The following is a 12,104-nucleotide window of genomic DNA, read 5'->3' as shown; positions in this document are numbered from 1 at the left end:
CCAACTAATCAAACGTTTGTCTCTAAAATATGTTGTTAAAATTGCCTTTTAGGTCTGTAAAGACTTTTTTTTATAACTTTGGGCGTAAAATCAACCATATAAAAAGGCCATGTATAAAACATTACAACCTGTTCTTCAGAAAGAACTTGAAGAAATCGAAAACGCTGGATTATTTAAACGCGAAAGAATTATTATTACCCCTCAGGGTGCCGACATTAAAGTGAGTGGTGGTGCTGAAGTAGTTAACTTTTGTGCAAATAATTATTTAGGGCTCTCTTCTCATCCAAAAGTGATAGAAGCGGCTAAAAAAGCGATCGACGATCATGGTTATGGAATGTCTTCGGTACGTTTTATCTGCGGCACGCAAGATGTACACAAAGAATTGGAGGCTAAAATTTCTAAATTTTTAGGTACTGAAGATACCATTTTATATGCTGCTGCATTTGATGCCAATGGTGGTGTTTTTGAGCCCTTGTTTAATGCAGAAGATGCCATTATTTCTGATGAATTAAATCACGCATCAATTATCGACGGGGTTAGGTTGTGTAAAGCACAACGTTTCCGTTATAAAAATGCAGATATGGAGGATTTGGAAAAACAGTTAATTGCTGCCAAAGATTGCAGACATAGAATTATTGTTACCGATGGTGCCTTCTCGATGGACGGATCAGTTGCTCCGCTGGATAAAATTGCAGATCTGGCTGATAAATACGAGGCCTTGATTATGATCGATGAATCACACTGTACAGGTTTTATCGGTAAAAATGGCCGCGGAACACACGAGCACTTCAACGTAATGGATCGTATCGATATCATTACCGGTACTTTAGGTAAAGCTTTAGGTGGTGCATCTGGCGGTTTCACTTCAGGTAAAAAAGAAATTATCGATATGCTGCGTCAACGTTCACGTCCCTATTTGTTCTCTAATACCTTAGCACCAGCAATTGCGGGTGCATCTATCGCAGTATTAGATATGTTAAGCGAAACCACGTCGTTAAGAGATAAATTAGAAAATAATACCAAGTACTTCCGTGAAAAAATGACAGAAGCTGGTTTCGATATCAAGCCAGGTTTCCACCCAATTGTTCCGGTAATGCTGTACGATGCAAAAATTGCACAACAATTTGCTGCTAAAATGTTAGAAGAAGGTATTTATGTAATCGGGTTCTTTTATCCTGTTGTGCCTCAGGGAAAAGCGAGGATCCGTGTACAGTTATCAGCTGGCCATGAGCAACATCACTTAGATAAAGCGATTGCCGCATTTATTAAGGTAGGGAAAGAATTGGGTGTAATTTAAAACCTATATATCTACGATAACTACAAAAGCCGCTTAAGCGGCTTTTGTAGTTTATGGGTTCATTTTCTTTTATAATGGTATTGTAAACAGATTATTTGAACTCATCAACCCTGAAATTATTGGATAATTTGCCGTATATTTGAAGCCATGTTACAGGACAAAATAACACAATATACCGATAAAATTAATGCTTTCGTAACTGAAAAAGCAGACGAGTTAGAGCAATTCCGTATCAAGTATTTAGGAAGTAAAGGCATCATTAAAGAGATTTTCGACGAATTCAAATCTGTTTCTGTTGAAGAAAAAAGATCATTGGGTAAAGTTTTAAATGAGTTTAAGCAACTTGCCGAATCAAAATACCTCACCTTAAAAGAATCAACAGAAAGTGCCGAGGTAAAAACCGAAAGCTCTCAGCAAGATTTAACTTTACCCGGTGAAGGTTTCGAGATTGGTTCGCGCCACCCTTTAGCTTTAGTGCGCCGCGAAATTGTAGAGATTTTTGCTAAACTTGGTTTTACAGTAGCAGAAGGTCCTGAAATTGAAGATGATTGGCATAACTTCTCTGCACTAAACTTCCCTGAAGAGCATCCTGCAAGAGATATGCAAGATACTTTCTTCATTAAAAAAGGTGGGGAAAAAGGTGATATCGCATTGCGTACACATACTTCTTCTGTGCAGGTGCGCATGATGGAGCAGGGCCAGCCGCCATTCAGGGCGATTATGCCAGGCCGTGTTTACCGTAACGAGGCCATTTCTGCACGTGCACACTGCTTTTTCCATCAGGTAGAAGGTTTGTATGTTGATGAAAATGTTTCATTTGCCGATTTAAAACAAACGTTATTTTATTTCGTTCAGGAATTATACGGAGAAGGTACAAAAGTGCGTTTCCGTCCATCATATTTCCCTTTTACAGAGCCATCTGCAGAGATGGATATTTCTTGTACCATTTGTAAAGGAGCAGGCTGTCAATTCTGTAAATACAGTGGTTGGGTTGAGATTTTGGGCTGCGGTATGGTAGATCCCAATGTTTTGGAAAACTGTGGTATTGATTCGAAAAAATATAGCGGTTTTGCATTTGGAATGGGAATAGAACGTATTACCAACCTGAAATACGAAATTAAAGATCTGCGTTTATTCTCTGAAAACGATGTACGTTTCTTGAAGCAATTTAAATCTGCTTTAATTTAATGATGAAGTATTTATATAGCATATTGTTTGTACTCTTGATTGCCATAGGCTGTGGCAAAGATGAAGGTTACATTCCTGATGTGCCGGTAAATTACAATGTAACACTGCAAGAGTTTTCCATTAAACAAAAAGATAATGTTATGCTGGTTGCCGATCGGGGTGTTGGAGGTTTAATTATTGTGCGAATATCATCCAACAGTTATGTCGTATTTGATCGTTGCAGTACCGTGAATCCAGAGAAAATTTGTAAAGTAGTGCCTGATGATAGTGGATTTACCGCAACCGATCCATGTTCTGGCGCAAAATTTTCACTGCTTGATGGTAGTCCACAAAAAGCGCCTGCCGAAAGAAGTTTGAAAGCCTATAATATTTCGTTGCAGGGCAATACACTATTACACGTAAGCAATTAAAATGGAAGCTGAAAAAATAAAAGAAACAGTAAAAAAGGCTGCCAAAGAACTATTTAGAAAATACGGTTATCATAAAACCAGTGTAAATGAAATTGCTAAAAAGGCACGGATTGCCAAAGCAACGATTTACAAATATTTCGAAAGTAAAGAACAGGTGCTGGATAGTATCCTGATGGATTACCTTGATCAGAATCTTCACGAAATCCTGCATAATAAATTAAGCTACGCATCAGAAGAGGAGCATTTAAAAGCATTGGTGATGAAAACCAGCCGTTTATCTTTTACAGCATGTAATGAGTTTATCGGGTGGGATTTTGTTCGTGAAAATGCAAACTCACAGGAATTCTTAAAACACTTATCCGATCAGCTAGAAGCTTTATTATTAGCTGCTTACCTGCAATTGGATAACTTTAAGAATAATCCTGCCAGAAGAGAAGGATTGGCCTTTTTGCTAAAAGCCAGTAAGAGCATAGTATTTTCATTTGCATTTACCTCAGTTAGCGATTCCGACGTTCGTAAGAACTTTGTAAGTTTCCAGAAAGAAATATTGCCATTTTTGGTAAAAGCAGCACTTTAGTTTATAAGCTAAATAAGGCGTCGTCATAACATCACAATCTGGTCTTAGCATTCCGCTAAGACACTAAAAATAAACTTATTGGTATGTCGTAGCGAGACACTACCATTAGAATAAGATGAAAAGGGGACGCATGCAGAGATCCGTGTTTATCTGTGCGCATCTGTGGTTAAAAATTCGACTTATTGATTGTAATAATCTTTCATCTTAAATTTTTGAACAGTTCTTTTTATTTTTCCATCAACAAGTTTTTGCGTAATCACTGTAACGTTATCTGCAATACTCGAATCTTCAATTACCGATGAATCTTCGTAAAGCACATTTTTAGTATCATATTTATAATTGATGGTTTTGTCAAAACAGCATCCATCTTTTTGGTGGATGGCAATCTGCTTTGTTTTTTTATCAATATCGAACATGCCCAGGTTTTCGCTTGCCATTTTGGTAAGTTCCTTATCCAGTAAAAACTTGTTTTCTTTTGATGATAAATAAATGTTGTAAGATGGACTGGCGTAAGCGCCATTATTACCATTTCTTACCGCGATATCTTCAGAGCCGTCAAAATTAAAATCGCCAAAAATTAAAGGTGTTTGGTATTTGCCTAAATCGAGCCATCCAAGTTTGGCATTTTGAGTTTCAGTTAAGCCAAAATCCAAATCTTCAGAATGGAAGGTGTCTACTTCTCTATCTGTGGCTTTATCGTAAATAATAATTGTAGCTTTTCCGCTGCAAGCGTTACCTTCACATTTATCAACAAAAATTTTCGCCTTGTACTGGTCAGAGCTGTTATTAGCTAAGAATTTAAACTGTGCTTTCGAAGTATTGGCAATGAGTAAAATACAGCAAAAGATAATCAAACTTTTCATTAAATATTTTTCGGTAAAATTACACCAATATCGTCCACCGAAAAGTTAAAAAAGGTTAACGTTTTCTTTTGCGGCTTTTGATATAGCTTTGAACTGCAGATTTTGTGGTAAGCCAATCTCTACCTTCTTTGTAAGCATCTATTTTGCCCTGCCTCGCTAACAAACTCACGTACTCTTGCCCGTATGGAACATCAGGTTCCGAAACAATCTGCGATATTGGTTCATAATCTCCGTAGGTATTTCCTGGCAATGCATTTATATAGATGTTTAATGAGCGCTCCAGGGCCTGCAGCATTAACAAACAAAGCTTATGGTAATTACCCTTGTTGGCTTGGTTAAGTGCTTCGTAGTATTTCTTTCTGTCGTTTTTGAGAATAATGGCTGGTGGGAAGCCTTTGCGCATGAGCAGTAAATTCATGGCAAGCCTCACCGTACGGCCGTTTCCATCAAAAAAAGGATGAATCCAAACCAATTTATGATGGAAAATAGTAGACAGCAAAATGTCATTTAAGCCTAAAGGATTATCATTAATGAAGCCAATTAATTCATCTACTAGATCAGAAACCTTATTAGCGTTGGGCGGTGTAAAATTTGCACCAACAATGCGAACACCGCCGTTTCTTAGCCGGCCTGCATAATCATCTTCAATGCTCCTGAGCACTAAGCCATGAAGCGATAAAATATCGATACTTCTAAGCGCATAGTTTTTATTAACTAAGGTATAGAGATAATCGATGGCTTTTTCATGATTGTAGGCTTCGAAATGCTCTCTCAATGATTTCCCTTTAACGGTCATACCTTCCTGTAAAACCATTTGGGTTTCTTTCAGACTTAAGGTGTTTCCTTCTATGCTATTGGAGTTGTAAGTCCATTCTAAAGTGAGGTCTTCTTTGATACGGTGTAGCGCGCTATTAGGCAGCGGCCTTGAGGTTTCTAGCCTTGCTTTTTTCTCGTACAACCTGTCTATTTGAGGTAGTAGTTCTTCTAAATCGCTTAAATCGAATTCCCACATACCCAAATATAATAACTATCGGTTAGATTTAAAAATTTACTTATCCGATATTAAAGATTTTTATCCAAAAAAAAATGATAGCTGATTTGCTACCATTTAAAAAACTTCCTTTATTTAGTTATTCCCATTTGAATACTTTTACGGCTACAGCATAAATGCCAATGCCCCATAGTAATAGGATCATGATCTGGAATTTAACGTCCCATAAGCCCAAGCCCTCAAAAGCTACTTTGCGCATAGCATCGTTTAAATAGGTAAGAGGTAAAGCCCTGCTAATGGGTTGTAGCCAACTAGGAAAAGCTTCTATAGAAAAAAATGTCCCTGATAGTAAAAACTGCGGTAAAGTAACGATGTTCGAGATGGGTGGTACCATACTTTCGTTTTTGGCAATCCCTGAAATGATAAAACCAAAGCCCATAAAAACAATCACACCAAGCGTAGCCAGTATAAGCATATTGACGACGGTGAGCGCACCATGGACAAGGGTAAAACCAAAAAAGAAATGACCAATCAGGATGATAAACAATGCGCCAATTAAGGCAAAGCCAATGCGGGCAATACCTTCGCCGATTACAATACTAGAACGTTTAACAGGGGTAGCAAAAAACCGCTTGATTACTAAGGTTTGGCGCAGACTTAAAAAAACGAATGCAGTTCCGAAAACACCTGTGCTTAATAGCGAGAAACCCAGCTGCCCAGGAAGTATAAAATCAATGGTTTTATATTCGCGGCCAGTAATGGTGCTTTCTTTTATCTCTGCTACTGTTGGTTTTAAGGTTTTATCGTAAAAAATATTGTTTAAAACCGATTTTAAAATCCCGCCTTTATCTCTTGATGCGGAGGTGTAAATTACGTTGACCGAATAGGCGGCAGAATTTACTTTTCTATGTACATCAATCATGGCATCAACATTACCCTTTTCAAGTAATTTATCAAACTCCGCTTTCGATTTATCTTTAACAAGGCGGATCATTCCTGTTTTTTCTAACATGCCCATTACCGGGTTGTTTATATCAGAGCCTGGTGTTACGCCCACATCGATACGCGTTCCGCCCCCACCTAAAAATCCGAAGACTAAAATAAATATCAAAGGAAAAGCAAGCGTAAATACCACTGCCGATGGGCTCCGCATAATTGACCGGAAACTCGCTTTGGCAAGGGCAAGGGTTGCTGTGGTGTTACTATAACCTCCAGCCCCTGAAGGGGAATTTGAGTTTCTTTCGTGTATATCTTTTTGCATATTCGTTCTGCTGGATTGTTATTTTAAAAAATGTATTAATCACTAGGTTTCAAGTTTCCCCTTCTGGGGGCAAGGGGGCTTATTCTCTCCATTCCTGGCCAGTAAGGTTGATGAAAACATCTTCCAGATTGGCCTTTTTAACCTCTTTTTTGCGCTCAAAACCACTGCTCACCAACTTATCTATTAAATTATCAGGAGTATCCAGTGCGATAATCTGGCCGCGTTCTACGAAAGCAACCCGATCACAAAGTTGCTCAGCCTCGTCCATATAGTGGGTGGTGATTACAACGGTGGTGCCTGCATTCCGGATTTCGATAATCAAATCCCAGAGATTTCTTCTGGCCTGTGGATCTAAGCCTGTTGTGGGCTCATCCAAAAAAATAATTTTGGGTTGGTTGATTAAGGTCGTGGCTATAGAGAAGCGCTGTTTCTGTCCGCCGGAAAGTGCTTTGTATTTGGCTTTGGCCTTATCCTGAAGGTTTACTTTCTCCAGCATTTCCATCGGTTTGATGTTGGCGCCATATAAACCAGCAAAAAGTTCGATCAGTTCGATAAGATTCAGATTTGGATAATAACCAGCTGCCTGTAGCTGTACACCGATAATCTGTTTGATATCCTGCGGCTGTTTGTCGACAGAAAAGCCATCAACAATAATTTCGCCCGATGTTTTATCTCTCAAAGTTTCAATAATTTCGAGTGTAGTGGTTTTTCCAGCGCCATTAGGGCCGAGCAAACCAAAAATCTCATGCTCGTAAACTTCAAAACTAAGCCCTTGAACGGCCACGAAATCATCGTATTTTTTTACCAGGTTTTTAACGCTGATAATGGCTTTTTTTGTTTCCATATTGCGAATGTAAGCAGCTTTAAATGAATAGAGAATGAATTTGTAGATGGATAGCCAAAAATGTCGGTAAAATGATGTTTGTAGTAGGTAAAAACATTAATTAGTGCTCTTTTTGGTTAAAATGATCACATCGCGATCAATTGAGTCTATTTTATAAGTGTTTTTAGCCTTGTTAAAAGTTTCGTCGAAAACAATTTGATCTTTTAGAAAACTAAACTTTCCTTTTGTATTTATACTATCGGCAGGAATAACATACGATTCTCTATAAGTGCGATCGTATTCCATTCTGTGTTTCCATGGGTTTTGATATTCGCGTAGCTTTTTTCCCGTAAATGTTCCATTGGTTTTAAGCGATACCCAGTAGGTAGTTTTTAGATCATATGATTCAGCACTCCATGCGGTGTCTGGTTTCTTTGTAGCGTTAAATTTATAGATTAACCCATATTGTATTTTCTCTACAAATTCCCTGTTGTTTGTTACATAATTTTGAAGCCTGAAATTGGCATTTGTGCCGTAGAGGGTGTCTAAGTTTTTATTTGCGGCAAATTTCCAGTTCGTATAAATGTAATCTTTAGCGTGAAGTACTTCATTTATTCTTTTTAAGTAAATCGTGTCGATGCTAGTAGCTGCGCACTTTCCCTGTCCACCACCAAAAGAATTATGTCCTTCTATGTTGTAACTCAAAAAACCTTCTTTTTTTATAATTTCAGAAAAGTGAAGGGGAGGAGCTTCCATCATGAAGATTTCGGGTATGAAAAATTTATTATAGCGAATTTCTTTGAGGTAAAATTTACCATTTGCATCGGTAATGGTTTCACCCACTTTACAGCCAACAATAGGTTTGTTCTGATAATCTAATATTGTGCCTGAGATTGCCGGTCTCGACAATCTGGAAATACATGAGCTGAACAAACACAATGAAACAGCAATACACGCAATAAAAAGATTTTTCAACATGTTTTAATTTAAATAAAAAAAACACTGCCAATAGGATTGAGCAGTGTTTTAATGCTTTAATAAAAAGACTTATGTTTTACCAGGTTAATTCGCCCTTCATTACATCAACAAAATCGTCGAATAAGTAACGAGAATCATGTGGACCCGGTGAAGACTCTGGGTGATATTGAACCGAAAATGCTTTTTTACCTTTAACACGGATACCTTCGATCGATTTATCGTTTAAGTTAACGTGTGTAATCTCTACTTTATCAGAGCTTCTAACCTCATCAGGAATTACACCAAAACCGTGGTTTTGTGAGGTAACTTCACAGTGGTTTTTGATAATATTTTTTACCGGATGGTTTAACCCACGGTGACCGTTAAACATTTTCATGGTGCCGATACCGTTAGCTTCGGCCAATAACTGGTGACCTAAACAGATCCCGAACATTGGTTTATTTACCGCTAAGATATCTTTGATTGTTTCTACAGCGTAAGGCATTACTGATGGATCACCAGGGCCGTTAGAAATGAAATAACCATCAGGGCTGAATTTTTCCATTTCAGCAAAAGTGGTTTTCGCCGGGAAAACCTGAACGTAGATATCGCGGTTTTCGAAACTGCGTAAAATGTTTTTCTTGATACCTAAATCTAAAGCTGCAACTTTTAAGCTCGCTTCAGGGTTGCCATAGAAATAAGGCTCCGTTGTACTTACTTTAGATGAAAGCTCTAAACCTTCCATTGAAGGTACTTCTGCTAATTTTTGTTTTAATTCTTCCAAATCAGTAATCTCAGAAGAAATAATCGCATTCATTGCGCCTTTATCCCTAATGTGGCGAACCAATGCACGTGTGTCGATATCAGAAATGGCAACCAGGTTGTCGTTCTGAAAATAATCCTGAATCGATTCTGTTGCTTCTTTACGGCTATAAACGATGTTGTAATTTTTACATACTAAACCAGCAATTTTAATCGAACCTGATTCGATTTCATCTTTGTGGATACCGTAATTGCCAATATGCGCATTGGTGGTAACCATTATCTGTCCAAAATAACTTGGATCAGTGAAAATTTCCTGGTAACCTGTCATCCCGGTATTAAAACAAATTTCGCCAGTAGTGGTGCCAATTTTTCCGGCCGCTTTGCCGTAAAAAACTGTGCCATCGGCCAGTAATAAAATCGCAGGTAACTTGGTGTAGTTAGTCATGGTAATTACAATATGGATTTTGATTTAAAAAAGAGTTGAAAAAAGAATGGCTTTCGGCATTAAAGCCGTTTTTGCTAGGTGCAAAAAAAGATGAATATATCCCTTCCATTTCGGGGTACAAAGATAGAATTTTAGATTGGAAATGTAAAGAGAAAAGTGAAATAAGGTGAAAGGTTTAGGGTGTAGGGCGTAAGGTTGTTCAACCCTAAACCTTATGCCTTGAACCTTATACCTTTTTAAAGAAAAAACAATACTTTTGGCAATACAAAACAAATCCCATGTCGGTACATAAAGAAATCAAACGCATCACCACGCACACTTTACAGGAAATGAAGCAACGTGGTGAAAAAATATCTATGTTAACGGCCTACGATTACTCGATGGCTACCATTTTAGATGATGCAGGATTAGACGTTTTACTTGTAGGCGATTCGGCTTCTAATGTAATGGCTGGTCATGAAACAACTTTGCCCATTACGCTAGATCAGATGATTTACCATGCTGCCTCGGTAATCAGGGCAGTTAAACGCGCTTTTGTTGTGGTCGATTTACCTTTTGGCTCTTATCAGGGAAATTCAAAGGAAGCTTTGAACTCAGCAATAAGAATTATGAAAGAATCGGGTGCCCACGGTGTTAAATTGGAGGGCGGCGAAGAAATTATCGAATCGGTTCAACGTATTATCACAGCAGGAATACCGGTAATGGGACATTTGGGTTTAACACCTCAATCTATTTATAAATTCGGAACATATACGGTTCGCGCTAAGGAAGAAGAAGAAGCAAATAAATTAAAAACAGATGTTTTGGCTTTACAGGCTGCGGGTTGTTTTGCTATCGTATTGGAAAAAATTCCTGCTGCATTAGGTAAAGAAGTTACAGAAAGCTTGAATATCCCAACTATTGGTATTGGTGCCGGGCAAGACTGCGACGGCCAGGTTTTGGTTGTAAATGATATGATTGGCTTAACAAAAGGGTTTAAACCACGCTTTTTACGTCAGTATATTAATTTATACGATGAAATTTTGGGCGCAGCACAATCGTACATTCGTGATGTAAAAGCAAACGATTTTCCAAACGAAAAAGAACAGTATTAAGTTTGGAATTGGGCGTTTTGAGTTTGGAGTTTTTCAAGCGCAGATAAACCATCCCACTTTAAACAATTAACCAATAAACTTTCGCAATAGACGATTTGCTTTGTCAAATGAACTAATGACGGATGAACCAATAAACTAACCGATGCCAATTACCGATAACGACATTCTTTTTGAAGACAATCATTTAATTGCCATTAATAAAAGGGCAGGTGATATTGTGCAGGTTGATGAAACCGGCGACGAGCCTTTGGATGAACAGGTGAAAAAGTATATCGCTAAAAAGTACAATAAGCCAAATGGTGCTTTTTTAGGTGTAGTACACCGTTTAGATCGGCCGGTGAGCGGCGTAATCTTATTTGCCAAAACGAGTAAGGCTTTGGAACGGATGAATGCCGTTTTTAAAAATAGAGAAGTAAAGAAAACCTATTGGGCAGTGGTGAAGAACAAGCCAGAGAAAGAGTCGGCTACTTTGATCCATTGGCTGGTTAAAAACCCGCAGAAAAATGTGGTTTCCTATTACAATACAGAGGTTACTGGTAGTCAGCGTGCGGAGCTTTCTTACAAAGTGAAAGCGAAGGTTGGCGATTATTACCTCTTGGAGGTAGATCCCTTAACCGGACGTTCACACCAGATCAGGGTTCAGCTCTCATCAATGGGATGCCCAATTATGGGTGATAATAAATATGGCTATCCCCGCGGAAGCAGAAAAGGAAGTATCTGTTTACATGCCCGCCGTTTACAGTTTATACACCCGGTTAAAAAAGAACCTGTAAATATATTTGCCAAGCTACCTGTTGATGGTTTTTGGGAACGCTTCGAAGACTTATAGCACAACAATATTTAATATAATTAAGATGTCCGGTCACAATATTTAAGTATTTGATCGGATTTTTTATGATTTGGCATCATATTTCGTCTGTTCAGGACTAAAACCAAATTAATCATGAAAAACACCATCTTATCCATCGCTACAGCCGGCTTACTGGCTTCTACATTGGTTTCGTGCGAAAGCACTAAAAAAACGGAAACAACCAAAGATTCTAGTGAAATTTCGGCTAATGGAGACACCATTACCAAAATAACAACAAAAACAACTGAAACAGTTAAAACCGATGTTCCAACTTTCTCAAGTGAAGAGGTAAACAAAGGGCTTGCTGAATATGCTAAACTTAAAGACGAATATGTTGCAGCTGTGAAAAGTAAAAATGCTGCAGAAATTAAAGCATTAAGCGATAAATACAAGGCTTGGGCAAATCAGGCAACGGGCTGGGCCAGTAAGCTAAAGCCAGATGAAATACAAAAATACTCTGATTATATGCTTAAGTTAAGCGAAGAATGGACTGCTGCTGCAAAAGACGCTTTAAAGTAATTTTAAAAAATAATAAAATTGGTCGTAATGCCGACTAAAAACTGTCACGTTGAGCCTGTCGAAA

The 12,104-nt window shown here is 38.1% G+C and carries 13 protein-coding genes; 7 read left to right on the top strand and 6 right to left on the bottom strand.

The annotated features are described in order from the left end of the window. Nucleotides 1–109: 109 nt before the first annotated feature. From kbl to ACTJKN_RS18630, 4 genes are all read left to right on the top strand, one after another. The gene (gene kbl / locus ACTJKN_RS18645) at nt 110–1,297 is read left to right on the top strand and encodes a glycine C-acetyltransferase (protein WP_440827248.1); all 1,188 of its coding nucleotides are present in this window, start codon (nt 110–112) and stop codon (nt 1,295–1,297) included. 147 nt (nt 1,298–1,444) lie between these two features. Next, nucleotides 1,445–2,485 carry a phenylalanine--tRNA ligase subunit alpha gene (pheS, locus tag ACTJKN_RS18640; protein ID WP_440827247.1) on the top strand — a complete coding sequence of 347 codons (1,041 nt, stop codon included), beginning with the start codon at nt 1,445–1,447 and terminating at the stop codon, nt 2,483–2,485. Further along, entirely contained in the window at nt 2,485–2,895 is a 411-nt protein-coding gene (locus tag ACTJKN_RS18635; RefSeq protein ID WP_440827246.1) for a hypothetical protein, read from the top strand. Before pheS ends, ACTJKN_RS18635 begins: the two co-directional genes overlap by 1 nt. A 1-nt stretch (nt 2,896) precedes the next feature. Next, nucleotides 2,897–3,472, top strand: a complete 576-nt coding sequence (locus ACTJKN_RS18630; protein ID WP_029274048.1) for a TetR/AcrR family transcriptional regulator — start codon at nt 2,897–2,899, stop codon at nt 3,470–3,472. Nucleotides 3,473–3,651: 179 nt separating this feature from the next. On the opposite strand, the gene ACTJKN_RS18625 is transcribed toward ACTJKN_RS18630, so the two are convergent. From ACTJKN_RS18625 to carA, 6 genes are all read right to left on the bottom strand, one after another. Then, entirely contained in the window at nt 3,652–4,335 is a 684-nt protein-coding gene (locus ACTJKN_RS18625) for an XAC2610-related protein (RefSeq protein ID WP_440827245.1), read from the bottom strand. Nucleotides 4,336–4,390: 55 nt separating this feature from the next. Then, entirely contained in the window at nt 4,391–5,347 is a 957-nt protein-coding gene (locus ACTJKN_RS18620; RefSeq protein WP_440827244.1) for a Fic family protein, read from the bottom strand. Nucleotides 5,348–5,465: 118 nt separating this feature from the next. Further along, nucleotides 5,466–6,587 carry an ABC transporter permease gene (locus ACTJKN_RS18615; RefSeq protein WP_440827243.1) on the bottom strand — a complete coding sequence of 374 codons (1,122 nt, stop codon included), beginning with the start codon at nt 6,585–6,587 and terminating at the stop codon, nt 5,466–5,468. A 79-nt stretch (nt 6,588–6,666) separates the two neighbouring features. Beyond that, on the bottom strand, nt 6,667–7,431 hold the full coding sequence (locus ACTJKN_RS18610) for an ABC transporter ATP-binding protein (RefSeq protein WP_116251357.1): 765 nt from the start codon (nt 7,429–7,431) through the stop codon (nt 6,667–6,669). A gap of 96 nt (nt 7,432–7,527) precedes the next feature. Next, on the bottom strand, nt 7,528–8,388 hold the full coding sequence (locus ACTJKN_RS18605; protein ID WP_440827242.1) for a hypothetical protein: 861 nt from the start codon (nt 8,386–8,388) through the stop codon (nt 7,528–7,530). 76 nt (nt 8,389–8,464) lie between these two features. After that, the gene (gene carA / locus ACTJKN_RS18600) at nt 8,465–9,577 is read right to left on the bottom strand and encodes a glutamine-hydrolyzing carbamoyl-phosphate synthase small subunit (protein WP_440827241.1); all 1,113 of its coding nucleotides are present in this window, start codon (nt 9,575–9,577) and stop codon (nt 8,465–8,467) included. 278 nt (nt 9,578–9,855) lie between these two features. On the opposite strand from carA, the gene panB reads away from it, so the two are divergent. From panB to ACTJKN_RS18585, 3 genes are all read left to right on the top strand, one after another. Then, entirely contained in the window at nt 9,856–10,671 is an 816-nt protein-coding gene (gene panB / locus ACTJKN_RS18595; RefSeq protein WP_057932746.1) for a 3-methyl-2-oxobutanoate hydroxymethyltransferase, read from the top strand. Nucleotides 10,672–10,813: 142 nt separating this feature from the next. Continuing rightward, entirely contained in the window at nt 10,814–11,500 is a 687-nt protein-coding gene (locus tag ACTJKN_RS18590) for an RluA family pseudouridine synthase (RefSeq protein WP_108198402.1), read from the top strand. Nucleotides 11,501–11,614: 114 nt separating this feature from the next. Continuing rightward, on the top strand, nt 11,615–12,040 hold the full coding sequence (locus ACTJKN_RS18585; RefSeq protein WP_440827240.1) for a hypothetical protein: 426 nt from the start codon (nt 11,615–11,617) through the stop codon (nt 12,038–12,040). Nucleotides 12,041–12,104: the final 64 nt, after the last annotated feature.

This window comes from Pedobacter sp. 22163 (genome assembly GCF_052045595.1).
In the GTDB taxonomy this organism is placed as follows: Bacteria; Bacteroidota; Bacteroidia; order Sphingobacteriales; family Sphingobacteriaceae; genus Pedobacter.
The sequence above is the reverse complement of the archived record's forward strand: the minus strand, read 5'-3'. Positions and strand labels throughout refer to the sequence as shown.

Bases quoted from the DNA above. Each gene is read 5' to 3' on its own strand.
- carA (WP_440827241.1), bottom strand. From the start codon at position 9,577: ATGACTAACTACACCAAGTTACCTGCGATTTTATTACTGGCCGATGGC.
- ACTJKN_RS18590 (WP_108198402.1), top strand. From the start codon at position 10,814: ATGCCAATTACCGATAACGACATTCTTTTTGAAGACAATCATTTAATT.
- ACTJKN_RS18610 (WP_116251357.1), bottom strand. From the start codon at position 7,431: ATGGAAACAAAAAAAGCCATTATCAGCGTTAAAAACCTGGTAAAAAAA.
- ACTJKN_RS18630 (WP_029274048.1), top strand. From the start codon at position 2,897: ATGGAAGCTGAAAAAATAAAAGAAACAGTAAAAAAGGCTGCCAAAGAA.
- ACTJKN_RS18605 (WP_440827242.1), bottom strand. From the start codon at position 8,388: ATGTTGAAAAATCTTTTTATTGCGTGTATTGCTGTTTCATTGTGTTTG.
- ACTJKN_RS18585 (WP_440827240.1), top strand. From the start codon at position 11,615: ATGAAAAACACCATCTTATCCATCGCTACAGCCGGCTTACTGGCTTCT.
- ACTJKN_RS18620 (WP_440827244.1), bottom strand. From the start codon at position 5,347: ATGTGGGAATTCGATTTAAGCGATTTAGAAGAACTACTACCTCAAATA.
- panB (WP_057932746.1), top strand. From the start codon at position 9,856: ATGTCGGTACATAAAGAAATCAAACGCATCACCACGCACACTTTACAG.
- pheS (WP_440827247.1), top strand. From the start codon at position 1,445: ATGTTACAGGACAAAATAACACAATATACCGATAAAATTAATGCTTTC.
- ACTJKN_RS18625 (WP_440827245.1), bottom strand. From the start codon at position 4,335: ATGAAAAGTTTGATTATCTTTTGCTGTATTTTACTCATTGCCAATACT.
- kbl (WP_440827248.1), top strand. From the start codon at position 110: ATGTATAAAACATTACAACCTGTTCTTCAGAAAGAACTTGAAGAAATC.
- ACTJKN_RS18635 (WP_440827246.1), top strand. From the start codon at position 2,485: ATGATGAAGTATTTATATAGCATATTGTTTGTACTCTTGATTGCCATA.
- ACTJKN_RS18615 (WP_440827243.1), bottom strand. From the start codon at position 6,587: ATGCAAAAAGATATACACGAAAGAAACTCAAATTCCCCTTCAGGGGCT.